The sequence below is a fragment of the Nocardioides sp. zg-DK7169 genome, assembly GCF_013155365.1.
Lineage (GTDB): Bacteria > Actinomycetota > Actinomycetes > Propionibacteriales > Nocardioidaceae > Nocardioides.
Map to the genome: position 1 here is coordinate 35,573 of NZ_JABJRA010000010.1, position 24,332 is coordinate 59,904.

Annotated in this window: 26 protein-coding genes; 15 read left to right on the forward strand and 11 right to left on the reverse strand. The window is 74.5% G+C overall.

What is annotated here, in order from left to right; translation table 11 throughout:
* The 4 genes from HOQ23_RS15135 to HOQ23_RS15150 all read left to right on the forward strand — a co-directional run bounded on the left by HOQ23_RS15135 (position 1) and on the right by HOQ23_RS15150 (position 4,814).
* Entirely contained in the window at positions 1-1,881 is a 1,881-nt protein-coding gene (locus HOQ23_RS15135) for a biotin carboxylase N-terminal domain-containing protein (RefSeq protein WP_172215431.1), read from the forward strand.
* Between the two features lie 26 nt (positions 1,882-1,907).
* Positions 1,908-2,840, forward strand: coding sequence for a hydroxymethylglutaryl-CoA lyase (locus tag HOQ23_RS15140; protein WP_172215611.1), 933 nt, complete (start codon positions 1,908-1,910; stop codon positions 2,838-2,840).
* Positions 2,837-3,946 (forward strand): hypothetical protein, encoded by a 1,110-nt coding sequence (locus HOQ23_RS15145; RefSeq protein ID WP_172215432.1) that lies wholly within the window; start codon positions 2,837-2,839, stop codon positions 3,944-3,946. The genes HOQ23_RS15140 and HOQ23_RS15145 overlap by 4 nt, the downstream gene beginning before the upstream one ends.
* A gap of 61 nt (positions 3,947-4,007) precedes the next feature.
* Positions 4,008-4,814 carry a hypothetical protein gene (locus tag HOQ23_RS15150; protein ID WP_172215433.1) on the forward strand — a complete coding sequence of 269 codons (807 nt, stop codon included), beginning with the start codon at positions 4,008-4,010 and terminating at the stop codon, positions 4,812-4,814.
* Between the two features lie 24 nt (positions 4,815-4,838).
* Here the strand turns inward: HOQ23_RS15150 and HOQ23_RS15155 are convergent, their stop codons facing one another.
* Positions 4,839-5,519 carry an EcsC family protein gene (locus HOQ23_RS15155; protein WP_253945569.1) on the reverse strand — a complete coding sequence of 227 codons (681 nt, stop codon included), beginning with the start codon at positions 5,517-5,519 and terminating at the stop codon, positions 4,839-4,841.
* Between the two features lie 74 nt (positions 5,520-5,593).
* Between HOQ23_RS15155 and aat the strand changes: the two genes are divergently transcribed.
* Positions 5,594-6,277: a leucyl/phenylalanyl-tRNA--protein transferase gene (gene aat / locus HOQ23_RS15160; protein ID WP_172215435.1), complete on the forward strand. Its 684-nt coding sequence runs from the start codon at positions 5,594-5,596 to the stop codon at positions 6,275-6,277.
* A gap of 46 nt (positions 6,278-6,323) precedes the next feature.
* Here aat and HOQ23_RS15165 read toward each other — a convergent pair whose 3' ends face one another.
* Positions 6,324-6,653 (reverse strand): rhodanese-like domain-containing protein, encoded by a 330-nt coding sequence (locus tag HOQ23_RS15165; protein WP_367650518.1) that lies wholly within the window; start codon positions 6,651-6,653, stop codon positions 6,324-6,326.
* A 150-nt stretch (positions 6,654-6,803) separates the two neighbouring features.
* Between HOQ23_RS15165 and HOQ23_RS15170 the strand changes: the two genes are divergently transcribed.
* Both HOQ23_RS15170 and HOQ23_RS15175 read left to right on the forward strand, forming a co-directional pair.
* Complete coding sequence (locus tag HOQ23_RS15170) at positions 6,804-7,394, forward strand: GNAT family N-acetyltransferase (RefSeq protein WP_172215437.1); 591 nt, start codon at positions 6,804-6,806, stop codon at positions 7,392-7,394.
* Between the two features lie 142 nt (positions 7,395-7,536).
* A complete protein-coding gene (locus HOQ23_RS15175) occupies positions 7,537-7,911 on the forward strand; it encodes a hypothetical protein (protein WP_172215438.1) in 375 nt (124 codons plus the stop codon).
* Positions 7,912-7,934: 23 nt separating this feature from the next.
* Here HOQ23_RS15175 and HOQ23_RS15180 read toward each other — a convergent pair whose 3' ends face one another.
* A complete protein-coding gene (locus tag HOQ23_RS15180) occupies positions 7,935-8,801 on the reverse strand; it encodes an Fpg/Nei family DNA glycosylase (RefSeq protein ID WP_172215439.1) in 867 nt (288 codons plus the stop codon).
* 166 nt (positions 8,802-8,967) lie between these two features.
* On the opposite strand from HOQ23_RS15180, the gene HOQ23_RS15185 reads away from it, so the two are divergent.
* The 3 genes from HOQ23_RS15185 to HOQ23_RS15195 are packed head-to-tail and all read left to right on the forward strand — an operon-like array spanning position 8,968 to position 11,908.
* Complete coding sequence (locus HOQ23_RS15185; protein WP_172215440.1) at positions 8,968-10,161, forward strand: ATP-binding protein; 1,194 nt, start codon at positions 8,968-8,970, stop codon at positions 10,159-10,161.
* A gap of 23 nt (positions 10,162-10,184) precedes the next feature.
* Positions 10,185-10,964, forward strand: a complete 780-nt coding sequence (locus HOQ23_RS15190) for a glycerophosphodiester phosphodiesterase family protein (RefSeq protein ID WP_172215441.1) — start codon at positions 10,185-10,187, stop codon at positions 10,962-10,964.
* A gap of 11 nt (positions 10,965-10,975) precedes the next feature.
* Entirely contained in the window at positions 10,976-11,908 is a 933-nt protein-coding gene (locus HOQ23_RS15195) for a DUF5926 family protein (RefSeq protein WP_172215442.1), read from the forward strand.
* Between the two features lie 123 nt (positions 11,909-12,031).
* On the opposite strand, the gene HOQ23_RS21300 is transcribed toward HOQ23_RS15195, so the two are convergent.
* The 6 genes from HOQ23_RS21300 to HOQ23_RS15225 all read right to left on the reverse strand — a co-directional run bounded on the left by HOQ23_RS21300 (position 12,032) and on the right by HOQ23_RS15225 (position 17,674).
* A complete protein-coding gene (locus HOQ23_RS21300) occupies positions 12,032-13,111 on the reverse strand; it encodes an adenylate/guanylate cyclase domain-containing protein (protein WP_216654276.1) in 1,080 nt (359 codons plus the stop codon).
* Entirely contained in the window at positions 13,108-13,476 is a 369-nt protein-coding gene (locus tag HOQ23_RS15205) for a Crp/Fnr family transcriptional regulator (RefSeq protein WP_172215443.1), read from the reverse strand. The genes HOQ23_RS21300 and HOQ23_RS15205 overlap by 4 nt, the downstream gene beginning before the upstream one ends.
* Before the next feature lie 99 nt (positions 13,477-13,575).
* Positions 13,576-14,832, reverse strand: coding sequence for an arginine deiminase (locus HOQ23_RS15210; RefSeq protein ID WP_172215444.1), 1,257 nt, complete (start codon positions 14,830-14,832; stop codon positions 13,576-13,578).
* Positions 14,833-14,897: 65 nt separating this feature from the next.
* Positions 14,898-16,094 (reverse strand): nickel pincer cofactor biosynthesis protein LarC, encoded by a 1,197-nt coding sequence (larC, locus tag HOQ23_RS15215; RefSeq protein WP_172215445.1) that lies wholly within the window; start codon positions 16,092-16,094, stop codon positions 14,898-14,900.
* Positions 16,091-16,780: a nickel pincer cofactor biosynthesis protein LarB gene (gene larB, locus HOQ23_RS15220; protein WP_172215446.1), complete on the reverse strand. Its 690-nt coding sequence runs from the start codon at positions 16,778-16,780 to the stop codon at positions 16,091-16,093. Before larB ends, larC begins: the two co-directional genes overlap by 4 nt.
* Positions 16,781-16,834: 54 nt before the next feature.
* Positions 16,835-17,674 (reverse strand): prephenate dehydratase, encoded by an 840-nt coding sequence (locus tag HOQ23_RS15225; RefSeq protein ID WP_172215447.1) that lies wholly within the window; start codon positions 17,672-17,674, stop codon positions 16,835-16,837.
* 23 nt (positions 17,675-17,697) lie between these two features.
* On the opposite strand from HOQ23_RS15225, the gene HOQ23_RS15230 reads away from it, so the two are divergent.
* Positions 17,698-18,102, forward strand: a complete 405-nt coding sequence (locus HOQ23_RS15230; protein ID WP_172215448.1) for a DUF4446 family protein — start codon at positions 17,698-17,700, stop codon at positions 18,100-18,102.
* A gap of 213 nt (positions 18,103-18,315) precedes the next feature.
* On the opposite strand, the gene HOQ23_RS15235 is transcribed toward HOQ23_RS15230, so the two are convergent.
* Positions 18,316-19,098 carry a GIDE domain-containing protein gene (locus HOQ23_RS15235; protein WP_172215449.1) on the reverse strand — a complete coding sequence of 261 codons (783 nt, stop codon included), beginning with the start codon at positions 19,096-19,098 and terminating at the stop codon, positions 18,316-18,318.
* 109 nt (positions 19,099-19,207) lie between these two features.
* Positions 19,208-20,782: a diacylglycerol kinase family protein gene (locus tag HOQ23_RS15240; RefSeq protein WP_367650520.1), complete on the reverse strand. Its 1,575-nt coding sequence runs from the start codon at positions 20,780-20,782 to the stop codon at positions 19,208-19,210.
* 99 nt (positions 20,783-20,881) lie between these two features.
* Between HOQ23_RS15240 and serS the strand changes: the two genes are divergently transcribed.
* The 4 genes from serS to HOQ23_RS15260 are packed head-to-tail and all read left to right on the forward strand — an operon-like array spanning position 20,882 to position 24,316.
* Complete coding sequence (serS, locus tag HOQ23_RS15245) at positions 20,882-22,177, forward strand: serine--tRNA ligase (RefSeq protein ID WP_172215450.1); 1,296 nt, start codon at positions 20,882-20,884, stop codon at positions 22,175-22,177.
* A gap of 53 nt (positions 22,178-22,230) precedes the next feature.
* Positions 22,231-23,037, forward strand: a complete 807-nt coding sequence (locus tag HOQ23_RS15250) for an HAD family hydrolase (RefSeq protein ID WP_172215617.1) — start codon at positions 22,231-22,233, stop codon at positions 23,035-23,037.
* Positions 23,034-23,519, forward strand: coding sequence for a GNAT family N-acetyltransferase (locus tag HOQ23_RS15255; protein ID WP_172215451.1), 486 nt, complete (start codon positions 23,034-23,036; stop codon positions 23,517-23,519). Before HOQ23_RS15250 ends, HOQ23_RS15255 begins: the two co-directional genes overlap by 4 nt.
* Positions 23,516-24,316: a Cof-type HAD-IIB family hydrolase gene (locus HOQ23_RS15260; protein WP_172215452.1), complete on the forward strand. Its 801-nt coding sequence runs from the start codon at positions 23,516-23,518 to the stop codon at positions 24,314-24,316. The genes HOQ23_RS15255 and HOQ23_RS15260 overlap by 4 nt, the downstream gene beginning before the upstream one ends.
* Positions 24,317-24,332: the final 16 nt, after the last annotated feature.

Sequence of the window (24,332 nt, forward strand, 5' to 3'; positions counted from 1 at the left end):
ATGAGCCATCAGCCGAACCCCCAGTCACCGCGCCCGATCCGCACCCTCCTGATCGCCAACCGCGGCGAGATCGCGCTGCGGGTGATGCGCACCGCCGCCCGGATGGGCATCCACACCGTCGCGATCCACACCGACCTCGACCTCGACGCCCCGCACGTGCACGCCGCCGACGACGCGACGGCGGTGGCGAGCTACCTCGACGTGGACGCCGTGGTCGCCGCCGCGAAGGCCGCCGGCGCCGACGCGGTCCACCCCGGCTACGGCTTCCTGTCCGAGCGGGCCGCCCTCGCCCGGGCGCTGGAGGCGGCCGGCATCACCCTGGTCGGCCCCTCCGCCGAGGTGATGGACGCGATGGGCCGCAAGGACGCCGCCCGCGAGGTCGCGCTCGCCGCCGGCGTGCCGGTGGTGCCGCGGGGCGAGCCGACCGACCCCACGGCGTACCCGGTGCTGGTCAAGGCCGCCGCCGGTGGCGGCGGCAAGGGCATGCGCATCGTGCGCGACCCCGCGGACCTGGAGGAGGCGAGGGCCGCGGCGGCCCGCGAGGCCCGCAGTGCCTTCGGCGACGACACCCTGCTGGTGGAGCGGTACGTCGAGCGCGGCCGCCACCTCGAGGTGCAGGTCATCGGGGACGCCCACGGCACCGTGCTGCACCTCGGCGAGCGCGACTGCTCCGCCCAGCGCCGCCACCAGAAGGTGCTCGAGGAGGCGCCCGCGCCGCGGCTGGACGAGGAGACCCGCGCGCGGCTGCGGCAGGCCGGCGTCGACCTCGCCGCCCACGTCGGCTACACCGGCGCCGGGACGGTGGAGTTCCTGCTCGACGAGGCCACGGGCGAGTTCTACTTCCTGGAGATGAACACCCGGCTGCAGGTCGAGCACCCGGTCACCGAGGCGGTCACCGGCCTCGATCTCGTCGAGCTGCAGCTGCGGGTCGCCGAGGGGGAGCCGCTGCCGCTGGCCCAGGCCGACGTCCGTTTCGACGGTCATGCCATCGAGGCCCGGGTCTACGCCGAGGACGCCTTCGGCGGGTTCCTGCCGCAGGCTGGCACGGCCACCCACGTGGTCTGGCCCGACGACCTCGTCCGCGTCGACCACGCGCTCGCCGATGGCCAGGTGGTCTCCACGGCGTACGATCCGATGCTGGGCAAGGTGATCGCCCACGGGGCCGACCGCGAGGCGGCCCGCCAGCTGCTGGTCGAGGCGCTCGACCACACCGCCGTGACGGGCCTGACGACCAACGCCGGCTTCCTGCGGGCGCTGGTGGACTCCGCGGAGTTCCGCGACGCCGCGGTCGACACCGCCTGGCTCGACCGGCACGAGGTGCCCCGGCCCGACGACGCGGCGGCCCGCGCGCTCGCCGGCATCGCGCTGCAGCGGGCGCTGGATGAGGAGCCGCGCGGCCCCTGGCAGCCCGACGGCTTCCGCCTCGGCGGGGTCCGCGGGCCGCTGATCGAGCACGGCCACGACCTCTCCTTCCACGGCTGGTGCGCCCCGCCCGCCGGTACGGCGGGGCTGCAGCGGGTCGGCTCGTTCCAGCACGGTGACGGCTGGGTGCTGCGCGGCCGGCACGCCACCGAGGTCGTCTGGCACGGCCAGCGGTTCGTGCTCGCCGAGGACGATGCCGCCCACCGGGGCGCCGCCGTGGCCGACGGCATCGTCCTCGCGCCGATGCCTGGCACCGTGCTCGAGGTGAGCGTCGCGGTCGGCGACGAGGTCGCCGAGGGCCAGGCGCTGGGCATGATGGAGGCGATGAAGATGGAGCTGACCCTGCGCGCGCCGTTCGCCGGCACGGTCGCGAGCCTCGACGCGGTGGTGGGGACGCAGGTCCCGCTCGGGACGCCGTTGTTCCACGTGGAACCAGAGGGACAGGAGGGAGCGCCGTGACCCCGACTGGTTCGCGACCGCTGCCGATGACCGTCCGCGACCCCGCGCTGCCCGAGCGGGTGACCATCTGGGAGGTCGGGCCGCGCGACGGGCTGCAGAACGAGTCCGCGCTGGTGCCGACCGAGGTCAAGGCGGAGTTCTGCCGGCGGCTGCTCGCGGCCGGGCTGCCGGTCGTCGAGGCGACCAGCTTCGTGCACCCGCGCTGGGTACCGCAGCTCGCCGACGCCGCGGAGCTGCTGAGCACCCTGACCGCCGACCTCGGCGACGCGGCCCGCGACCTGCCGGTGCTGGTGCCCAATGAGCGCGGCCTGGACCGGGCGCTCGAGCTGGGCTGTCGCCACGTCGCGATCTTCGGCTCGGCCACCGAGACCTTCGCCCAGCGCAACCTCAACCGCTCGCTGGAGGGCCAGCTGGCGATGTTCGAGCCGACCGTACGCCGCGCGCGCGACGCCGGGCTCGAGGTCCGCGCGTACGTCTCGATGTGCTTCGGGGACCCCTGGGAGGGAGCGGTGCCCGTCGAGCAGGTCGTCGCCGTCGGACGCCGGCTGCTCGACCTCGGCGCCGACCGGCTCAGCATCGGCGACACCATCGGGGTCGGCACCGCCGCCCACGTGACCGCGCTGGTGGAGGCCTTCGGCGCCGCCGGGGTGCCGGTGGAGCGGCTGGCGATGCACTTCCACGACACCTACGGCCAGGCCCTCGCCAACGCCCACGCCGCCCTGCGCGCCGGGGTCACCACGCTCGACGCGAGTGCCGGCGGGCTGGGCGGCTGCCCCTACGCCCACAGCGCCACCGGCAACCTCGCGACCGAGGACCTGGTGTGGCTGCTGGAGGGCCTGGGCATCGAGCACGGCGTCGACCTCGACGCGCTCGTCGCGACCAGCACGTGGATGGCCGCGCACCTGGGCCGACCGAGCCCGTCGGCCGTCGTACGGGCACTGGCACAATCAGGCGGGTGAGCTCCCCGAAACGCCGCGTCTACCTGCACATCGGCGCACCGAAGACGGGGACGACCTACCTCCAGCGGCGTCTCGGCGCCAACGCGCGCTCGCTGGCGGGCCACGGCGTCTACGTCCCCGGCCGCGGCCCGTTCGTGCGGCCCGACATCTTCCACTTCCGCGCCGCGCTCGACCTGCTCGAGCAGGACTGGGGCGGCCCGCCCGGGCACGCGTCGGGCAACTGGGACGCGCTCGTGCAGCGGGTGCGCCGCCACAGCGGCACCGTGGTCATCAGCCACGAGATCCTGGCCCCGGCCAGCGCCGACAAGATCGCCAAGGCCAAGCGCGAGCTGGGCGCCGGGGGCGCGGAGATCCACATCGTCTACTCCGCGCGCGACCTGGCCCGGCAGCTGCCGGCCGCGTGGCAGGAGAGCATCAAGCAGGGCCAGTCGTGGCGCTTCGGGCGGTTCCTGAAGAGCTATCGCGAGGGCCGTCCGTTCTTCGCCCAGGCATTCGACCTGCCGGCCGTGCTCAACAGCTGGTCGGCGGGGCTGCCGCCCGAGCAGGTGCACGTGGTCACCGTCCCGCAGCGCGACGCCGTCACCGCGCCCGGCGAGGACCTGTGGGGCCGCTACTGCCGGGTCTTCGGCATCGACCCGGACTGGGCGCCGCGCGACCCCGAGCAGCGCAACGAGTCCCTCGGGGTCGCGGAGACCCAGGTGCTGCGCCGGATCAACAAGCGCATGGGCCTGGCCACCCGCCGCGAGTACGACCACGACCGGTTGATCCGCGAGCTGGTCGCGCAGGACAGCTTCGTGCACCGCGACTCCCAGCCGGTGCGGCTGGGCCCGCAGCACTTCGACTGGGTCGAGGAGGCCAGCGAGCGCTGGATCGACTGGATCGAGGCCAGCGGCGTCGACGTCGTCGGCGACGTCGCCGACCTGCGCCCGGTGCGCCCCGCCGAGGGCGCCCGGTGGCGCAACCCGGACCGGGCCCGCCCCCGCGAGGAGCTCGACGCGGCGCTCGAGGCGGTGCTGGTCCTCACCGAGGAGGCGGTACGCCGTACCGACCCCTCCCGGCGGCTGCCGGGCCGGATCAAGCTGCAGGCGGAGAAGCTGCGCGACTGAGGCGGTCTGGTCCTCGGCGGCGACCCGGAACCGCGGCGCGGCGCGGTTCGTCGCACCGGGCATGACCGTGTCCCGGCGTACTCTCGCCCGCCTCGCCCTGGTGCCTGCGGTGCTGCTCTCGACACTCGCCTGCGGCACCGCGACGGTCGGTCCGGCCGCCCGCGTGGACGCAGGCGGGTCGGAGGGGCCGTCGAGCACTGACGCCGACCCGGAGGGGGACACCTGGGTCGGCTGCTTCGGCCAGTCGCCCGGCTGGGCGGTGTCGGCGATGGACGGTGGCATCGAGCCCGTCGACCGGGACGCCCTCGCCGGGGCGCTCGAGGAGCTCGCTGCCGACGCCGGGATCGACGCCCCGGCGGCACTGAGGAGTGGCGACCTCGCGGACGCGGACTGGTTCGTGCTCGACCAGAGCCCGACCGACGCCACCGTCGCCACCGGTGCCTGGGACGCGAACGGCCCCGCGCCGGACGGCCAGGTCGTCACCCTGCGCCGCGAGGGCGAGCAGTGGCGCGCCTCCGGCTGGGGCGACTGCCGGATCGTGGCGCCAGTGCCCGAGCCGGGACGTCAGCGGGTGGAGGTCCGGGCCGCGCGCGAGCTGGACCCGACCTCGACCACGCTCTCCCTGCGGCTGCGCGAGGGGGGCTGCACAGGCGCCCGGGACCCGCGGCCGCACCTGGGCACCCCCGAGGTGGTGGAGACCGACGAGAGCGTCACGATCACCTGGACGAGTGCCGCCATCGACGGTGCGGCCACCTGTCAGGCGAACCCCTGGGTGCCGGGCACCGTCGAGCTCGCCGCACCGCTGGGCGACCGGGTGCTGCTGGACGCCTCGCGCTGGCCGGCGCACCCGATCGCGAACGCCGGCTGATCCGCGGCCCAGCGCTCCCGGGAGTCAGCCGTGGGCGCGCGGGCGGGCCAGGAGCTCGCCGGCGGCGTAGCGCCCGACCCGCCAGGTCGCCCAGCCGTCGGCGCCGAGGCCCACCAGGCCGCCGACCACGGGCACCCGGCGCCCGACGGTGGTGGCCAGCCGCTTGCCGGCGACGCCGGCGATGATCGCGGCGGTGACCTCGGCGGCGATCACCTTGTCGAGGTCGGGGTCGTGCACGGGGGCGGTCGCGAGCGCCATCGGAGGGGCGGGCAGCTTGCGCTGGCCGACCAGCTTGTCGACGTCCTCGCCGCCGATCAGGCAGGTGATGACCGCGTTGCGCACCCGCGGGTCGTCGAGGTCGTGGCCGCGCAGGTGGGCGATGACCGCGATCATCCGGCACTGCACCAGCGCGAGCCCGGCGACGTTGGTGGGGATGGCGACCGCGGCGGTCACCAGGCCGCCGACGTTGGTGAGGAAGCCCTGGGCCCCGGCGTAGCGGACGTGGTCGTCGATCACGGCCCGCACCGCCTTGTCGACGTCGCCGCCCTGCCCGCGCAGCGCGCTCTCGGCCGCCCGCACGGCGCCCGGCAGCGGGCCGGCGCCGTGGATGGCGCGCTGGAGCGCCTCGCGCACGAACGAGGCGGTGAGCCCCGGTGCGGCGCTGATCGCGCGCGGGGCGAGCTGGCGGCCCAGCGACAACGCCATCGACTTCCTTATCCCCATGTCACACCCATGCCCGCGATCCTACGAAGACGGCGGTGAGCAGTACCGTCCCTTGCGTGCCCGTCGAACCGCCCCCGACCGCGTGGACCTTCCCGGACCCCGACCGGTTCGACCCCGACGACGACCTCGTCGGGGTCGGCGCCGACCTCGACGCCGGCACCCTGCTGGCGGCGTACCGCCGGGGGCTGTTCCCGATGCCGGGCTCGCGGCGCGACCCGATGTACTGGTTCAGCCCCGTGCAGCGCGGCGTCCTCCCGCTCGACGGACTGAAGGTCTCCCGCTCCCTGCGCCGCTCGGCGCGCGACCTGGAGGTCCGCGTCGACACCGCGTTCGCCGAGGTCGTCGAGGCCTGCGCCGACCCGCGCCGCCCGGGCAGCTGGATCGACCGTCGCATCCGGACGGCGTACACCCGCCTGCACGAGCTGGGCTGGGCGCACTCGGTCGAGACCTGGCGCGAGGGCCGCCTGGTCGGCGGGCTGTACGGCGTGGCGATCGGCGGGCTGTTCGCCGGGGAGTCGATGTTCCACCGCGAGCGCGACGCCTCGAAGGTCGCGCTGGTCGCCCTGGTGGACCTGCTGCGCGACGAGCACGCCGAGCGCCGGGTGCTCGACGTGCAGTGGCAGACCCCGCACCTGGAATCCCTCGGCGTGGTCGAGGTCCCGCGTGCGGCGTACCTCTCGCAGCTCGCTGCGGCGCTCGAGGTGCCGCTGCCCGCGGCCTTCGACGACGGTGAGCGGTAGGGGCTCAGGGGTCACGAACTACCCGGCAGTGGGGCCGGAAGCGCGCTCAGACCACCTGCGGAGCCTGGCCGTTCTCGCTGACCATCGGGCGCCCGGCGTCGGCCCAGGCGTACATGCCGCCGTCGAGGTTGACCACGTCGCGGCCCTGCTGGACCAGCCACCCGACCGCCTGGCTGGAGCGGCCGCCGACCCGGCAGACCACCAGCACCTGCTCGTCCGGCACCTCCTCGAGACGAGCGGGCAGGTCCATCAGCGGGATGTGCACGGCGCCCTCGATGTGGCCGTGCTGCCACTCGACGTCCTCGCGGACGTCGAGGACGGCGAGGCCCTCGGGGAGCGGGTTCGGGACGCCGTCGATGGAGACGGTGGGGATCACGGGAGCCAACTTTCGTATGGGAACGGCGGGCGGGACTCGAGCTTCCATGATCGGCGGCGGGTGGGGTGCGGGCGCAAGTCCCGACCTCCGACCGCAGGAGTATCTTGATATCGAGATAATTCTCGCTCGCTCGTAGGGAAGGGGAGGACCGTGGGAGCCGATTCCACCGACCCGACGCCTCGCAGGACGCCGGGCGAGGACGGGCACCGCGACCGCGACGCACTCGTCCTCGCCTCGCTCACCGTGGAGCACTGGCCGGCGGTCGAGGAGATCTACCGGGCCGGGATCGCCACCGGCCAGGCGACCTTCGAGTCCGAGCCGCCGACCTGGGAGCAGTTCGACCGCGCCAAGCTGCCCGCGCACCGCCTCGTCGCGCTCGACCGCGACGGCGCCGTGCTCGGTTGGGCGGCGGTCAGCCCCACCTCGACGCGCCGGGTGTACGCCGGGGTCGTCGAGCACTCCCTCTACGTCCACCCCGCCGCCCAGGGGCGCGGCGTCGGCCGCCTCCTGCTCGACGGCCTCGTCGCCTCCACCGAGGCCGCCGGGATCTGGACGGTGCAGGCGGGGGTCTTCCCCCAGAACGTCGCCAGCCTCGCGCTGCACCGCGCCTGTGGGTTCCGCGTCGTCGGCACCCGCGAGCGGGTCGGGCTGATGACCCACGGGCCGCTCGCCGGGCAGCGGTGCGACGTGGTGCTCCTCGAGCGGCGCAGCGCGGTCGTCGGGACGGCCGCCGGGACCTGAGCCCACGCGCGACCGGGGTGTGACGTCTGTTCGCCTGAGTCGCTGCCTCGACCGAGGACTCGCGGCAGTCCTGCGAGATCGACGCCGTGTTCCACGGGAGGTTCGAGTGAGTGGAACCGACGTCGTCGGGGATACTCGCACCATGACCGGAGATCACGCCCGGCGCCACCGCGACGTGGAGGAGGGCGAGGAACTTGCCAGCGTCGCCAAAGCCGCCATCGTCTCCTGCGTCGCGTTCCTCGTCGGGCTTCCGGCACTGCTGGCCGTCTGGGGCCGGTTCGAGCCTGACGTCGTCGCGCTCGGCCCCCTGGCGATCGTCGCCATGGTCGTCGCGCTGATCGCGCTGGGAGGCGGGCTCGCCGCCGCCGCGTGCGGGTCGGCAGCCGACGCGATGCCCCGTGCTGCGCGTGCGTACCGACGGACCGGCCTGGTCGTCGGCTACCTGTCCCTGCTGCTCGTCGTCTCCGAGACCGCTGTGATCGCGCTCGCGGTGATCCTCGGGTACGCCACGGGCTGATCGCCGGCCTGGCTCACCCGCTGCTACTTGAGCAGCTTCGACATCCGCCGATCGGCGAGCGGCTTGCCGCCGGTCTGGCAGGTCGGGCAGTACTGCAGCGAGGAGTCGGCGAAGGAGACCTCGCGCACGGTGTCGCCGCACACCGGGCAGGGCTGGCCGGTGCGGCCGTGCACGGCGAGGTTGCTCTTCTTCTCGCCCTTCAGCTCGCTGGCGGCCAGGCCCCGGGAGCGCTCCACGGCGGCGCCGACGGTGTCGCGGATCGCGGCGTACAGCGTGGCGAGCTCGTCCTCGGTGAGGCTGCTCGCCGGCTTGTACGGCGACATCCGCGCGGCGTGCAGGATCTCGTCGGAGTAGGCGTTGCCGATGCCGGCGATGGTGCCCTGGTGGCGCAGCACGCCCTTGACCTGCTTGCGCCCCTCGCGCTGGAGGATCTCCCCGAGCGTCTCGACGGTGAACTCCTCCGACAGCGGGTCGGGGCCGAGCGAGGCGATGCCGGGTACGTCGGCGGGGTCGCGCACGACGTACATCGCCAGGCTCTTGCGGGTGCCGGCCTCGGTGATGTCCAGGCCGCTGTCGTCGTCGAGCACGATGCGCACCGCGAGCGGCGACTTGTTGCTGGCCTTGGGCGGCAGCGCGGGCACCTCGTCGCGCCAGCGCACCCAGCCGGCGCGGGCCAGGTGGAGGACCAGGTGCAGCCCGGAGGCGTCGATGTCGAGGAACTTGCCGTGCCGGGTGACGTCGTCGACGAGCGTGCCCTCCAGCGCGGAGAGCGGCGGGTCGAAGGTCTTCAGCGCGCTGAACGCGGCGACGTGGACCTTCGCGATGGCGCGCCCGGCCAGCCGGCCCCGCAGGTCCAGGGCCAGCGCCTCCACCTCCGGCAGCTCGGGCACCCCGCGAGTCTAGGTGACGGGCGGGGGCCGGGAGGGGGCCTCGAAGACCGCGACAGCTGGCCGCGGGCCGCCGTCCCACCCCGCCCGGCCACACCCCGGCGAACCGCCTCTGCGACTCGCTACCCAAATCTAGGACGGCACCTAGACACGCCGATACGGTCTGATCGTGGACCCGATCCGGAACCCGTACGCCCCCGGCGCCGGCCAGCGCCCGCCCGAGCTGGCCGGTCGTGACGACCAGGTGCGCGCCTTCGACGTCGTCCTGGAACGGGTCGCGCGGGGACGCCCGGAGCGCTCGCTGGTGCTGACCGGCCTGCGCGGGGTGGGCAAGACGGTGCTGCTCAACGCGCTGCGCTCCCAGGCGGTCCGCAAGGGCTGGGGGACCGGCAAGCTGGAGGCGCGCCCCGACCAGGGCCTGCGCCGGCCGCTGTCCTCCGCGCTGCACCAGGCGATCCGCGAGCTCGGCCACCCGGTGGGCGAGGAGTCCGACCACGTCCTCGGCGTGCTGCGCGCCTTCGCCCAGCGCGAGGCGGGACCGGGCGCCAAGCTGCGCGAGCAGTGGAGCCCGGGCATCGACGTGCCGCCGGCGCGCGGGCGGGCCGACTCCGGCGACATCGAGATCGACCTCGTCGAGCTCTTCACCGACCTCGGCGGGCTGGCCGGCGACACCGGCCGGGGGATCGCGGTCTTCATCGACGAGATGCAGGACCTCGGCCCCGACGACGTGTCCGCGCTGTGCGCCGCCTGCCACGAGCTGAGCCAGTCCGGCCTGCCGGTGATCGTGGTCGGTGCGGGCCTGCCGCACCTGCCGGCGGTGCTCTCGGCCAGCAAGTCCTACTCCGAGCGGCTCTTCTCCTACCAGCGCATCGACCGGCTGGCGCGCGAGGAGGCCGACCGGGCGCTCACCACGCCGGCGATGGAGGAGGACGCGGTCTTCACCGAGGACGCGCTGACCGCGATGTACGCCGCCACCGGCGGCTACCCGTACTTCATCCAGGCCTACGGCAAGGCGGTCTGGGACCACGCCCCGCGCAGCCCGATCACCGCCGAGGACGTCGCGGTCGCGGCGCCGGAGGCGGAGCGGGAGCTGGCGGTCGGGTTCTTCGGGTCGCGCTACGAGCGCGCCACACCGGGGGAGCGCGACTACCTGCGCGCGATGGCCGACGCGGCCGGTGACGACGCCGACGTGGTCGGTTCGGTCGCCACCGCCGACGTCGCGAGCGTGCTCGGCAAGCGCCCGCAGTCGCTCTCCCCGGCACGCGACGCGCTGCTGAAGAAGGGGCTGATCTACTCCGGCGAGCGCGGCCGGATCGCCTTCACGGTGCCGCACTTCGGGCGCTACCTGCGCGAGCACGCCTGACCCGGCACGGCACGATGGACCCCATGCGCCCCCAGGTCGTCGCCCACCGCGGCGCCAGCCACGAGCAGGCCGAGCACACCCTCGCGGCGTACGTCGCCGCCCTCGACGCCGGCGCGGACGGCCTGGAGTGCGACGTCCGGCTGACCGCCGACGGCCACCTGGTCTGCGTGCACGACCGCAACACCCGGCGTACGGCGCGCCACCGCGGGCTGGTCTCGACGATGGAGCTCGCCGAGCTGTCCGAGCTCGACTTCTCCTCCTGGAAGAACCCGTGGGGCGACCTCGACGACGAGGCGCCCGAGGTCGACGAGGAGATGCACCGGGTCCTGACCCTGCGCAAGCTCTTCGAGGTCGCCGCCGACTACGACCGCCGCGTCGAGCTGGCGGTGGAGACCAAGCACCCGACACGGTACGGCGGGCTCGTCGAGCGCCGGGTCGCGGAGCTGCTGCGCGAGTTCGGCTGGGACCGCGCCGGCAGCCCGGTGCGGGTGATGAGCTTCTCCTGGACCGCGCTGCAGCGTCTCGAGCGGCTGGTCCCGGAGGTGCCGCTGGTGATGCTGTTCGAGCACGCCGAGCAGTGGCCGGTGCTGCGCCGGGTGGTCGGGCGCGACTGGGCGCTCGGGCCCGGCGTCGAGGAGCTCGTCGCCCACCCCCGCCTCGGGCCGCGCATCGTGCGGGCCGGGCACGCGCTGAACGTGTGGACCGTCAACACCCGCGACCACCTCGAGCTGTGCCGCGAGCTCGGCGTCGAGGCGGTCATCACCGACCGCCCGGCGTACATGCGGGAGCTGCTGGAGCGGTAGGTTCAGTCCCCATGGCGAAGAAGTCCCGCACCAAGGCCCGTGACGCTGCTCCGCTCGCCGAGGGCGAGGTCGGCCCCCGTCAGCCCTGCCCCTGTGGCTCGGGCAAGCGCTACAAGGCGTGCCACGGCGCGGCCGGCGGCGCCGCGACCCCGTTCGTCGCGCGTCCCTTCGAGGGCCTGCCCGGCGAGTGCGACGTGGTCGCGATGCGCGAGCTGGTCCCGGCCGCGACCGCCCCGCTGACGCTCAAGGACTCCGACCGCGCGGTGCGGCTGTGCACGCTGCTGCCGATGGCGGCGCCGGCGATGGTCCGCGACAGCGGCGAGATCTGGCTCGGCCTGCAGGTCCAGCACGCCTTCGGCGACCCCTCGCGCGACCTGGGCGCCGTCCTGCTGGCCGCGCTCGACGCCGAGCCCGGCATCGTCGGCCTCACCTCCGACCCGGGCCCCGGCCCGCGGCTGCAGGACCTGATCTCCAACGACACCCTCGAGGTCACCGTCCACGAGGGCTTCGACTACTGGGTCTCCGACGTCGAGGACACCTCCGGCATGGAGGCCGCGCTCCAGCAGGCCAACGAGTCGGTGCACCCGACCCTGCGCCTGGCCTCGGTCGAGGCGGCGTACTGGACCAACGTGGGGCCCAAGGAGCACCTGCGCTGGGTGATGCCGGAGCCCGAGGACCAGCTGCTCGACGCGCTCGCGCGCCTGCACGCGGCCGGCCGCGACGTGCTCGTCCCGGGCTCGCGCCTGGTCGGCATGTTCCGTGCCCACGGCCTGCTCGCCCCGGTGTGGGACCTCGAGGTCGGCACCGGCGCCGAGGCGCTGGAGGACCCGGCGGCAGAGTTCCGCGCCGCGCTCGTCGAGGCGCTCGCGGACACCTCCGAGCTGACCACCGAGCAGCGCGCCGCGCGCTCCGGGCTGGCCAACCGGCAGGTCACCATCCGGTAGTTGAGGGCTCATCTTGCTCCCGTGGATACGGGTACGTAACCTAGGAGAAGACCCGGCCGGTCTGCCCCCCGTCAGCACCGGTCGGGTCCTTCCATGTCCGGGACCGGTACGCCGCCCGCGGCCTCAGGCCCGCCGCAGCACCCAGGCACCCACCCGCGGGTAGTCCTTCACCGACGCCCGGCGCAGCCGCCGCAGCGAGTACGCCGCCGGCTCCGCGCCGGCCTCGTCGAGGGCCTCGCCACCGGCGCCGTCGGGGGCCGCCGCCTCGTCGGGTGATCCGTCCAGCGCGGCCCGGGCGCCGGAGTCCACCAGCACGGTCCCCGGGCGCGCGAGCGCGGTGAGCCGGGCGGCGACGTTGACCGCCTCGCCGAACACGTCACCGAGCCGGCTGAGCACCGGGCCGTGGGCCAGGCCGGCGCGGACCTCGGGGAAGTCGTCGTCCGGGTCGGCGCCCCGCGCGGTGAGGGTGAGGGCTACCTCGGCGGCGCAGGCGGCCGTGTCGGCGACCAGCAGCACCTCGTCGCCGATGTTCTTGATCACCCGCGCGCCGTGGTCGAGGGCCGTGTCGGCGCAGGTCTCCTCGAAGCGCTCCAGCCAGGCGGCCAGCCCGCGCTCGCTCAGGGCGCGGCTGCGGTGGGTGTAGCCGACGATGTCGACGAAGCAGACCGTCTGGTCGCTCACCGGCGAGGCGGCCGGCTCCGCGGCGAGCGTGCGGGCCGTGGCGGAGGCGAGGTGGCGGCGCCACACGTAGCCCTGGAGCGACTCCACCAGCGGCACCACCTCCTCTGCGAGGCCGGCCAGCGCCCCCAGCCCGGCGTCGGTCCGGCCGGAGCGCCCGGCGCGGTCCGGAACGGCGGGATCGGCGCCGTCGGCGGCCACCTCGGTGAGCAGCCGGGTCTGCCACTCCGCCAGACGCGCGTAGCTGCGCCCCCAGGTGCGCACCAGCGCGGCGCGCCGCTCCGGGCCCAGGACGCCGAGCGCGACCAGCCGCTCGGTGTCGCGCAGCGCCTGCACGTCGGCCTCGGTGAACGCCACGTCCGCGTCGTCCACGTCGGCGAAGCCCATCAGCCGCCACAGCTCCTGCGCCACCGCGAGGTCGACCCCGGCCCGGTCGGCGACCTGCGCCCGGGTGAGGGTGGCCGGGGCGCCGAGCAGCATCCCCTCCACCGCCTCCAGGGCGGCCCGGTCCCCGGGCTCGCTCATCGCAGGCGCGCGGCCGCCACGGCGTCGATCGCGTCGCGGAAGCGCGGCATCTCCTCGCGCAGCCGCTGCACGGCCTCGGTGGTGAGGTGGATCAGCTCCAGCGGGGTCAGCGCGACCACGGTCGCCGTGCGGAGCTGACGGCCCACGATGGCGCTCTCGCCGACGATGTCGCCGGAGCCGAGCCGGGCGATCTCCTGGCCGTGGCGCCGGATCGAGACGGTGCCGGAGAGCAGGATGTAGGCCTTGTCGGCGGGGGTCTGCTCCCAGATGGGCGACCAGCCCGCGGGGAGCGTGAGGTGGGTCCCGGCGGCGCTGATCCGGGCGACCTCCTGGGGGCTGAACGCGTCGAAGAACGTGGCAGTCATGCGAACCTTCCGGTGCGGTCGTGCGGTGTTCCTCCCCGCGCCGGATCCTCGCGGACTCCTACGGCGGGTGTCCAGGGCGCGTATCGGCCCGTGGCCGCCTCAGCCGAGCGGGAGCGGGTCGCGCGCGACCGGGCAGCTCATGCAGCGCGGGCCGCCGCGCCCGGAGCCGAGCTCGGAGCCGGCGATCCGCACGACCTCGATCCCGGCTGCCTCGAGGCGGTCGTTGGTCTCGACGTTGCGCTCGTAGGCGACCGCGACGCGCGGCGCGATGGCCAGGGTGTTGTTGCCGTCGTCCCACTGCTCGCGCTCGGCGGTCACGGGGTCCAGGCCGGTGTCGATGCGGTGCAGGGTGTCGATCCCCATGGCCTTCGCCGCGGCAACCATGAACGGCTCGGGCGGCCCCACGTGCAGCACCTGGTCGGCCTCGCGCTCCGCGGGCTCGGCCAGCGTCACCGCGTGGGCACGCAGCGAGTCGGCGATGTTGGGGTACATCACGATCTTGTCGACGTCGACCATCGTGCACACCGTGTCGAGGTGCATCGTGGCCCGCTCCTGCGCGATCGGCACGGCCAGCACCGTGGTGGCCAGGCCGGCGTGGAAGACCTGGCGGGCGAAGCGCTCCACCCCGGCCGGCGTCGTACGCTCCCCGACGCCGACGGCGATCACCCCGGGCGCGAGGAGCAGCACGTCGCCGCCCTCGACGTGCTCGTGCTGCCAGCCGTGCACGGTCGGGGTGCCCGCGAACCGCGGGTGGTGCGTGTAGACGAGCTCGGTCAGCTGGGTCTCGCGGGCGCGGGCCGGCATCGCCAGCGACGTCACCGCGACCCGGTCGCGCACCCACACGCTGGAGTCGCGGGTGAACAGCAGGTTGGGCAGCGGGTCGACGAGGAAGTCGTCGTGGGCCAGCAGGCTGGTGACCAGCCCGAAGACGCCGCGCACCTCGTCGTTGCGGATGCCGGCGGTCAGGTGGGTGGTGAGCTCCTCGGGGGAGGCGTCGCGCAGGTACGCCGCCAGGTGGGCGCGCAGCGTGTCGCCGAGGTGCCGCCCGTCGAGCGCGGTGGTGATCGCGCGCTCGCGCGCCTCCTCGGCGGCCAGCGCCTCGGTCAGTAGCGCGGTGAGGTGCAGGACCTCGACGCCGCGCCCGCGCAGCGCCTCCGCGAAGGCGTCGTGCTCCTCCTGTGCACGGGCCACCCAGGGGATGCCGTCGAACAGCAGCCGGTCGTTGTTGCGCGGGGTCAGCCGCTGCAGCTCGGCGCCGGGCCGGTGCAGCACCACCGTGCGCAGCCGCCCCACCTCGCTGTCGGCGCCGTGGGGTGCGCGGGGTCCGGGGGCCTCGGGGTACGCCGTCGCTGCCATGCGCAGACCCTAGCCACCGGCCCCGCGCGGTCTCGTGCGTTCGTGGGTCGAGCCCGTCGAGACCCTCAGCGCCGGTCGAGCAGCCCCCGCGCCAGCGCCTGCGCGTCGGCGAGCACCTCGGCGAGCGGGCGCCCCAGTGCGGCCGCGGCCCGGGCGACGTCGTCGAGCTCGGGCTGGGCGTTGACCACCCGCTCCCCGAGCCGGGCGAGCTTGACGCCGACCTCGTGACCCTCGAGGTCGACGTGGGTCGTGGCGCGGGCCAGCGCACGCTTGCCGACCACGTGGTGGCGCACCCCGATGGTCGAGGTGTGGGTGAACAGCACCTCCTCGACCGCGCCGAGCAGCCCGGGCGGGACCAGCGCGTTGACCGTGTGCGCCGGGCGGCCCTTCTTCATCAGCACCGGCGTCAGCCAGGCGTCCAGCGCGCCCGCGGCCAGCAGTGCGGCGAGCACCGAGGGCCAGACGCGCGGGTCGAGGTCGTCGACGTTGGCGGCCACGACCACCTCCTCGACGACCTCGGGCGCGCCGGCGGCGGGCTCCTCCGTGCCGAGCAGGAGACGCGCCACGTTGGCGTGCCCCTCGGGGTCGCGGGCGCCCGCGCCGACCCCGACGTGCTGGGTGGTCATCGCGGGCTGCGGGCCGCACCCGGTGGCGACCGCGCGCAGCAGGGCCGCGCCGGTGGGGGTGCACAGCTCGCCCTCCGCGGCGCCGGGAGGCCCGGCGTACGACGGGACGCCGGTGAGCAGGGCGACGACGGCCGGGGGCGGCACCGGGAGCAGTCCGTGGGCGCTGCGGGCCCAGCCGTGCCCGACGCCGACCGGCGAGACCACCACCCGGTCCACCTCGAGGTGCACGAAGCCGGCGGCGACCCCGACGACGTCGGCGATCGCGTCCAGGGCCCCGACCTCGTGGAGCTCCACCCGCTCGGGCTCGGTCGCGTGCACGGCCGCCTCGGCCTCGACGAGCCGTGTGAACGCCGCCGTCGCCAGCGCCCGGACCGCCGGGTCGAGGGGGGCATCGGTGAGGAGGCGGTGTACGTCGTCCCAGGTGCGGTGGCGGCGGGTGTCGGGCACCGTCACGTGGCAGCGGGTGGCGGCCAGGCCGCCGCGGGTGACCTCCTCGACCGTGAGCGCGACCGGTTCGGGGGCGACCGCGTCGACCGCGTCCTGGAGCACCGCGAGCGGCACCCCGGCGCCCAGCAGCGCGCCGAGCAGCATGTCGCCGCTCGCGCCGGCGGTGGCGTCGAGCCAGCAGGTCCTCATGTGCCGGTTCCGCGGGCCCCGCGGGCCACCCGCGCGGCGTGCACGCCCGCGCCGTACCCGTTGTCGATGTTGACCACGGTGACGCCGGGCGCGCAGGAGTTGAGCATCGCCAGCAGCGCCGCGATCCCGCCGAGGGAGGCGCCGTAGCCGACGCTGGTCGGCACGGCCACGAGCGGTACGCCGCTGAGCCCGGCGACCACGGACGGCAGCGCGCCCTCCATCCCGGCGACCACGACCAGGCAGTCGGCGGCGTCGAGGCGCTCGCGGACCGCCAGCAGTCGGTGCAGGCCGGCGACGCCCACGTCGGTGACCAGGTCGACGCGCGCGCCGTGGACCCGCACCGTGGTGGCCGCCTCGGCGGCGACGGGGCCGTCGGAGGTGCCGGCGGCGACCACGGCGACGGTGCCCCGCGGGTCGGGCAGCGGGCCGAGGGTGGCGGTGCGCCCGAGCGGGTCCACGACCGCCCCCAGCTCATCGGCGGTGCGGGCGAGCGCGTCGTCGCCGAGCCGGGTGGCGAGCACCGCGCGGTCCGGGTGCCGCTCGTGGAGGGCGCCGAGGATCGCGACGACCTGCGCGGGGGTCTTGCCCGCGCCGTACACGACCTCGGGGTCGCCGGTGCGCCGCACCCGGTCCAGGTCGACGCGGGCGAAGCCGAGGTCTGCCGTGCGCGGGTCAGGCTCGTCCACGTCGACGAACCTAGCCTTCGGAGGGTGCCCGCGTCAGGAGCGAGTCAGGGCGAGTCAGGCGCGCCAGGGGTCCGCGGGGTAGACGCCGAGGACGCGGACGTCGGTGGTGAAGAACTCCAGCTCCTCCAGCGCCCGCTTGAGGCCGGGCTCGTCGGGGTGGCCGTCGACCTCGCAGAGGAACTGGGTGGCGATGAACTCCCCGCCGACCATGTAGCTCTCCAGCTTGGTCATGTTCACGCCGTTCGTCGCGAACCCGCCGAGCGCCTTGTAGAGCGCCGCCGGGATGTTGCGGACGTTGAAGACGAAGCTGGTCACGACCGGGCCGTTGCCGGCGGGGGCGCGCACGAAGTCCGGGGACAGCACCACGAAGCGGGTGGTGTTGTGGTCCTCGTCCTCGACGTCCTCGGCCAGCACGTCGAGGCCGTAGATCGGCGCCGCCATCGGGGGCGAGATCGCCGCCTGGCTGGGGTCGCCGGCCTCGACGATCTCGCGGGCCGCGCCGGCGGTGTCGCCGGAGATCACGGCAGTCAGGCCGTGCTCGCGGATGATCTTGCGGCACTGGCCGAGCGCGTGGACGTGGCTGTGCACGGTGCGGACCTGGTCCAGCGTGGTGCCGGGCAGCGCCATCAGGTGGAAGCGGATCCGCAGGAAGTGCTCGGCGATGATGTAGAGGCCCGACTCGGGCAGGAAGTGGTGGATGTCGGCCACCCGGCCGGCGAGGGAGTTGTCGATCGGGATCATCGCCAGCTCGGCCTCGCCGGAGGTGACCGCGGCGAAGACGTCCTCGAACGACGCGCACGGGACGGTGTCCCAGTCGGGGTAGTGCTGCGCGCAGACGGCGTGCGAGTTGGAGCCGGGCTCGCCCTGGTAGGCGATGCGTCGAGGATCGGTCACGCCCACAGCCTAGGGTTTGCGCCGTGGTCCTCCTCGCCGTCATCTCGCTGCTCGTCGCCCTCGCTGCCCTGCTCGTCGCCGTGGTGTCCCTGCGCCGCGGCCAGACCGACCGGCAGCGGCCCTCGGCCGACGCCCTGCCCGAGGACGTGCACGGGCTGCGCCAGGAGGTCGCGGCCCTGCGCGCGGAGACCCGCGACGCGCTGCGCCACCTCGCGGTGGTGCGCTACGACGCCTTCGGCGACATGGGCGGCCACCTGTCGTGGTCGCTCGCGCTGCTCGACGACTCCGGCCACGGCGTCGTGCTCACCTCGATCCACGGCCGCGCCGAGGCCCGCACCTACGCCAAGTCGATCACCGCCTGGCGCTGCGAGCAGCAGCTCTCCCCCGAGGAGACCGAGGCGATCGAGCACGCCCGCCCCCAGCGCTGAGCGCTCGTTGAATCGAGACTTCTGCGCGTCGAGTCGAGACTTCTGACGCGTTCAGTCGAGAGCTCGTACGCCGCGGCGTACCGACGCCCGCCACGAGCGCCGACTCGGCGCACCACAAGGGCCGACTCGCGCAACCAGAAGGGCCGACTCGCCGCACCACAAGCGCCGACTCGCGCAACCACGAGAGCCGACTCGGCGAAGGTGGGGGACGCGTCAGGGGAGGACGGCGAGGGCGAGGGTGACGAGGGCGACGGCGGCGGCGAGGGCGGAGCCGCCGGCGCAGAGCAGGGTGCGGCGGGTGTGCGCGGCCTGGAGCTCCTCCTCGGTGCGGGTCGACACGACCAGCGGCGCGACGAGGGAGTCGCGGACCTCGAGGCGCCCGGAGCGGTCGGTGGCCTCGCCCTGCACGAACAGCGGGGTGCCGGGGGTGAGGACCCACTCCTCGTACTCGTAGCCCAGCGTGTCGTCGCCGGACGGCAGGTTCAGGGAGAGTGAGCCGATGTCGATCGAGAGGCCGTTCCGGCCCTTCTCGGGGCGGAACTCGCTGCGGACCTTGCGCGGGCGGTCCACCGCCGTCTCGGGCACCACGAGGATCTCGCCGTGCTCGTCGCGCAGCACGAACGGCTCGCGGCTGCGGTTCTCGGTCACCACCTCGGTCCGGGTCTCGCTGCGGTGGTTCCCGTCGGAGTCCCTGCGGCGCCGCTGGTAGCGCCGGCTCACCTTGTGGTGGTGCCACACGCACGGGGTGCCGGAGATCTCGGAGGTCAGCAGCCCCTGCGGCCCGGGGGCCGCCACGCCGCTCAGCTCGACCCGTTCGGCATAGCTGCGGCTGCCGGCGGCGTCGCTCGCGGCGCCGGCCAGCGCGGTCAGGGTCGCGGTCGTGGAGGTCTCGGTGGCGCGCAGCCGCTGGCGATCAGCGCGGGCCGCACGGGCGAGGTATCCCAGCCCGACGGCGACGAGGGCGGCCACGGCGGCGGCGATCAGCTGGGCGGTCATCTCGGGCCTCCGGACGGATGGCGGGACGGTGGGGGACGGCGGACCCCACCCTGCCCGACCCGGAGCGCGCCTGTCCCGTGCTTCCGCGGTCCTGTGGAGGAACGCCGGCTCAGCGCGGCACGCGCACCAGCAGCCGGCCGTGCACGCACTGCATCCGCAGCTCGCGACCCAGCCCGATCGAGTCCCCGTCCAGCTGGCGGGGGGTGTCCACCGCGGCCCGGATGACGACCGAGGCACCGGTCTTGCGGTCGACCAGCTCGTCGGTGTGGCGGCGCTTGGCCAGCACCCGCCAGGCCAGCGGCACCCAGCCGGCGAAGTTCTTGGGGTGCAGGATCACCACGTCGAGCAGGCCGTCGTCGATCACCGCGTCCGGCAGCAGCGGCATGCCGGCCTGCAGGAAGCCCACGTTGCCGACCACGACGGTCCGGGCGCGGTGCCGGGTGAACTCGCCGCCGTCCACGGAGATCTCGACCCGCACGGCGGGGAACATCAGCGACTTCACGCCCGAGACGACGTAGGCCATCCAGCCCACGCGCTTCTTCAGGTCCTCGTTGACGCCGGCCATGATCGCGGCGTCGAAGCCCATGCCCGCCATCACCATGAAGTGGGTGTCCTCGATGCCGTCGCCGCCGACCTCGACCATGTCGATGGCGCGGTCCTGGCCGTTGAGGCCGACGTCGATCGCGGAGCGGATGTAGAGCGGGATGTTGAGGTTGCGGGCCAGCAGGTTGCCGGTGCCCGCGGGGATGATCCCGACCGGGATCCCGGTGCCGGCGAGCTCGGCGCAGACCTCGCGCACCGTGCCGTCGCCGCCGCAGACCAGCACCAGGTCGGCGCCCGCGACCGCCGCCGCCTCGGCCATCCCGGTGCCCGGGTCCTCGACGGTGGTGTGGTGCCACACCGGCGTCGACCAGCCGGCCTCGGTCGCCATCGCGCTGACCAGGTGCTTGAACTGCCCGACGTCCTCGACCTTGATCGGGTTGAGGATCACGTGCAGCGTGCGCGTGGAGGCGAACACCTCGGGCAGTGGCTCGACGCTGGCGGCGCTGCTGCGCGGCAGCGGGTTGACCACTGCGAGCCCGATCAGCACGCACGCCAGCCCCAGCGCCGCGCCGCCGACCACGTCGGTGGGGAAGTGCCGGCCCAGCAGCACCCGGTCCAGGCACACCACGACCACCACGGCGAGCAGGGCCGTGCCGACCAGGCGCCGTACGTTGCGCCGACGCACCAGCATCGTGACCAGCACGAAGCAGACCCCGGCCAGCGCCGCCACCGAGGAGGCGTGCCCGGAGGGGAAGGACTTGGTGGTCAGCAGGTCCTCCGCCAGCTGCCACTCGGGGCGCTCACGGCCCACGGTCAGCTTGACCGCCGTGGTGGCGACCGAGGCCAGGACCATCACCGCCACGCTGAAGTACGCCGCGCGCCGGTGGCCCTTGAGGAACATCGTGACGGCGAGCACCCCGGTCAGCACGATCATGCCGACGGTGCCGAAGACCACCTCGACCGCCCGGAGCGGGACCCGCAGCCACGGCGTGTCCACCGCCCACTGCTGGGCGGGGTCGCCGCGGTTGTCGAGGGCACCGACCGGCCCCCAGCCCTGGACCGCGGCGAGCGCGATGCCGGAGAAGAGGGCGACACAGAGCAGGGCCCAGGTCAGGTGGACCAGGCGAGGACGATCCAGCACCGGGTCAGTATGACCGGGCGGGCACGCCGGGGAGGCGTCAGGGACGCGCCAGCGACAATGCGAGTGAGGTGGGCGACGGCGCCCCGATAACCTTGCCGCATGATCGACCCACGCATCCTGCGAGACGACCCCGACCGTGTGCGCGCTGCCCAGGCGAAGCGGGGTCTGTCCGACGAGATCGTGGACGTCGCGCTGCGCGCCGACGCCGCCCGCCGCTCCGCGATCGCGACCTTCGAGTCCCGCCGCGCCGAGCAGAAGAGCCTCGGCAAGCAGGTCGCCCAGGCGAGCGGCGAGGAGAAGGCCGAGCTGCTGGCCCGCACCAAGGCCCTCGCGGCCGAGGTGAAGGAGGCCGAGGCGGCCCAGAAGGCGGCCGAGGAGACCTGGAACGACGCGATCCACGCGCTGCCCAACCTCGCCGCGGACGCCGCCCCCGCGGGCGGCGAGGACGACTTCGTGGTGCTGGAGACGCTCGGGCAGCCGCGGGACTTCGCCGCGGAGGGCTTCGAGCCCCGCGACCACCTCGAGCTCGGCCGGCTGCTCGGCGCCATCGACGTCGAGCGCGGCGCGAAGGTGTCCGGCGCGCGGTTCTACTTCCTCACCGGCATCGGCGCCCGCCTCGAGCGTGCGCTGGTCGCGATGGCCCTCGACCAGGCCGCCGAGGCCGGGTTCACCGAGGTGATCCCGCCGGCCCTGGTCCGGCCCCGCGCCATGGACGGCACCGGCTTCCTGGGCCAGGCCGCCGACGACGTCTACCGCATCGAGGGAGAGGACCTCTACCTCGTCGGCACCTCGGAGGTGCCGATGGCGGCGTACCACTCCGACGAGATCCTCGACGGCGCCTCGCTGCCGCGCCGGTACGCCGCGTTCAGCCCGTGCTACCGCAAGGAGGCCGGCTCGCACGGCAAGGACACCCGCGGCATCTTCCGGGTGCACTGGTTCGACAAGGTCGAGATGTTCGTCTACGCCGACCCCGCCGACGCGGAGGCCGAGCACCTGCGACTGCTGGCCTGGGAGAAGGAGTTCCTCGCCAAGCTCGAGCTGCCCTTCCAGGTCATCGACGTCGCCGCCGGCGACCTCGGCCTCTCCGCGATCCGCAAGTTCGACTGCGAGGCGTGGATCCCGACCCAGGCCAAGTACCGCGAGCTCACCTCGACCTCGAACTGCACCGAGTTCCAGTCGCGGCGCCTCGACATCCGCGGCCGGTTCCCGGCCGCGTCGGGGTCGGGAACCGAGACCCGCCCGGTCGCCACCCTCAACGGCACCCTGTGCGCGGTCACGCGCACGATCGTCGCGCTGCTGGAGAACCACCAGCAGGCCGACGGCTCGGTCCGCGTCCCGGAGGCGCTGCGGCCCTACCTGGGCGGGCTCGAGGTGCTGAAGCCGGTGGCGCAGTGACCTCGATCCGACGCGAGGACAAGCCGGCAGTGCCCGACGGCTGGGTCCCCCAGATGGTCGCGCTCGACATCGACGGCACCCTGCTGAAGTGGATCGAGGGCCTCGGCGCGACCCACGAGGAGATCTCCCCGGCCGTCTACGCCGCCGTGCACCGGGCCCTGGCCGCGGGCGCCCACATCGTGCTGGCCAGCGGGCGCTCCCCGCACGGCATGACCGGGATCGCTGACCTGCTCGACCTGCACGGCGAGGAGCGCGACCGGCTCTGGGTGGTCGCCTCCAACGGCGCGGTCGTCTTCCGCTACCCGCCGCTCGAGGTGGTCCACGAGGAGACCTTCGACGCCGGTCCGGCGGTCGCGGCGATCCTGGAGCGGCACCCCACCGCGCTGGTCGCGGTGGAGGAGCGCGGCTTCGGCTACCGGGTGACCAAGCACTTCCCCGAGGGCGAGCTGTCCGGCGAGATGATCGTGACCGACCTCGACGAGCTCGTCTCCGGCCCGGTCAGCCGCGTGATCATCCGCGACCCCGACGCCACCGCCGAGGAGTTCGTCGAGCTCGCCGAGGGCCTGGGCCTGCACGGCACCGACTACGTCGTCGGCTGGACCGCGTGGCTCGACCTGGCGCCGGTCGGCGTCTCCAAGGCCTCCGGCCTGGAGCACGTCGCGCAGGTGCTGGGCGTGGACGCCGCCGACGTGCTCGCCATCGGCGACGGCCGCAACGACATCGAGATGCTCCAGTGGGCCGGTCGTGGCGTCGCGATGGGCCAGGCGATCCAGCCGGTCATCGACGTGGCCGACGACGTCGCCGCGAGCGTGTACGACGACGGGGCGGCGCTGGAGATCGGGCGCTGGTTCCCGGCGTGAGCGCGCTTCCGGTGCTGGTCAGGACCGCGCGCCTGGGCCTGCCGCTGTGGACGGCCGAGGACGTCGCGGCGATCCGCGGCGGCGGCCGGCGCCCGGGCTGGCACGGCGACTTCCCGCGCCGCGACGACGTCGACGCCGCGACCCTGTGGCACGACGGCGACACCTGGGGCCCGCGCAGCGTGGTGCGCGGGGTGACCGTGCTCGGCTCGATCGGGTTCTACGGCCCCCCGGAGCCGGCGACCGACGGCGTCGCGGAGGTCGAGGTCGGCTACGGCCTGGTCGCCGAGGCTCGCGGCTGGGGGTTCATGACCGAGGCGCTCACCGCGCTGCTGGCGGAGTGCGACCGGGTCGGCGTCCGGGTGCGTGCCAGCGTCGCGCCCGACAACAAGACCAGCATCAAGGTGCTGGCGTCCTGCGGCTTCACCGAGCTGCGCGGCGCCACCGAGGACGGCGAGCTCGTGATGGTGCGGCCGCTGCGATGACGACGACCCTCCCGCGCCTGGTCGCGACCGACCTCGACGGCACCCTGGTCCGTTCCGACGGCACCATCTCCGACTACACCCGCGACGTGCTCCTCGAGCTCGACCGGCGCGACGTGCCGGTCGTGTTCGTGACCGGTCGCCCGCTGCGCTGGGCCGAGGACGTCTTCGAGCACGTCGGTCGCCACGGGCTGGCGATCATCTCCAACGGCGCCCTCGTCTGGGACGTCGCGCGCAAGGCCGTGGACCTCGAGCGCGCCATCGAGCCCGACCTGGGGCTGCGCTCCGCGCAGCTGCTGCGCGAGGCGGTGCCCGGCACGACGTACGCCGTCGAGGACGTCGCCGGCATCGGGCTCGAGCCGCACTTCATGGAGCGCTACCCGATGCCTGACGGCTCGCGGCGCGCCCCCGTGGAGGAGCTCTTCGACCGTCCCGCCCTCAAGCTGCTCGCCCGCCACGAGGAGCTCGCGCCCCAGGAGTTCTGGGACGCCGCGGAGCAGGCCCTCGGCGGGAGCCTGGTCATCACCTGGTCCTCCTCGACCTCGCTGCTGGAGATCAGCGCGCCCGGCGTCACCAAGGCCTCGACCCTGGAGCTGCTCACCGCGCGGCTCGGGATCGGCGCCGAGGAGGTCGTCGCGTTCGGCGACATGCCCAACGACCTGCCGATGCTCACCTGGGCCGGTACGTCGTACGCCATGGCCGACGCGCACCCGACGGTGACCGCCGCGGCGGGCCGGGTCGCGCCGCGCAACGACGACGACGGCGTCGCGCGGGTGCTGGCTGGTGTCTTCGGTCTGTGATCTGGTCGAATGACGC

Bases quoted from the DNA above. Each gene is read 5' to 3' on its own strand.
- HOQ23_RS15190 (WP_172215441.1), top strand. From the start codon at position 10,185: ATGCGCCCCCAGGTCGTCGCCCACCGCGGCGCCAGCCACGAGCAGGCC.
- larC (WP_172215445.1), bottom strand. From the start codon at position 16,094: ATGAGGACCTGCTGGCTCGACGCCACCGCCGGCGCGAGCGGCGACATG.
- HOQ23_RS15175 (WP_172215438.1), top strand. From the start codon at position 7,537: ATGACCGGAGATCACGCCCGGCGCCACCGCGACGTGGAGGAGGGCGAG.
- HOQ23_RS21300 (WP_216654276.1), bottom strand. From the start codon at position 13,111: ATGAGCGAGCCCGGGGACCGGGCCGCCCTGGAGGCGGTGGAGGGGATG.
- HOQ23_RS15205 (WP_172215443.1), bottom strand. From the start codon at position 13,476: ATGACTGCCACGTTCTTCGACGCGTTCAGCCCCCAGGAGGTCGCCCGG.
- HOQ23_RS15150 (WP_172215433.1), top strand. From the start codon at position 4,008: ATGACCGTGTCCCGGCGTACTCTCGCCCGCCTCGCCCTGGTGCCTGCG.
- HOQ23_RS15140 (WP_172215611.1), top strand. From the start codon at position 1,908: ATGACCGTCCGCGACCCCGCGCTGCCCGAGCGGGTGACCATCTGGGAG.
- HOQ23_RS15135 (WP_172215431.1), top strand. From the start codon at position 1: ATGAGCCATCAGCCGAACCCCCAGTCACCGCGCCCGATCCGCACCCTC.
- HOQ23_RS15235 (WP_172215449.1), bottom strand. From the start codon at position 19,098: ATGACCGCCCAGCTGATCGCCGCCGCCGTGGCCGCCCTCGTCGCCGTC.
- HOQ23_RS15210 (WP_172215444.1), bottom strand. From the start codon at position 14,832: ATGGCAGCGACGGCGTACCCCGAGGCCCCCGGACCCCGCGCACCCCAC.
- serS (WP_172215450.1), top strand. From the start codon at position 20,882: ATGATCGACCCACGCATCCTGCGAGACGACCCCGACCGTGTGCGCGCT.
- HOQ23_RS15155 (WP_253945569.1), bottom strand. From the start codon at position 5,519: ATGGCGTTGTCGCTGGGCCGCCAGCTCGCCCCGCGCGCGATCAGCGCC.
- HOQ23_RS15250 (WP_172215617.1), top strand. From the start codon at position 22,231: ATGGTCGCGCTCGACATCGACGGCACCCTGCTGAAGTGGATCGAGGGC.
- HOQ23_RS15195 (WP_172215442.1), top strand. From the start codon at position 10,976: ATGGCGAAGAAGTCCCGCACCAAGGCCCGTGACGCTGCTCCGCTCGCC.
- HOQ23_RS15260 (WP_172215452.1), top strand. From the start codon at position 23,516: ATGACGACGACCCTCCCGCGCCTGGTCGCGACCGACCTCGACGGCACC.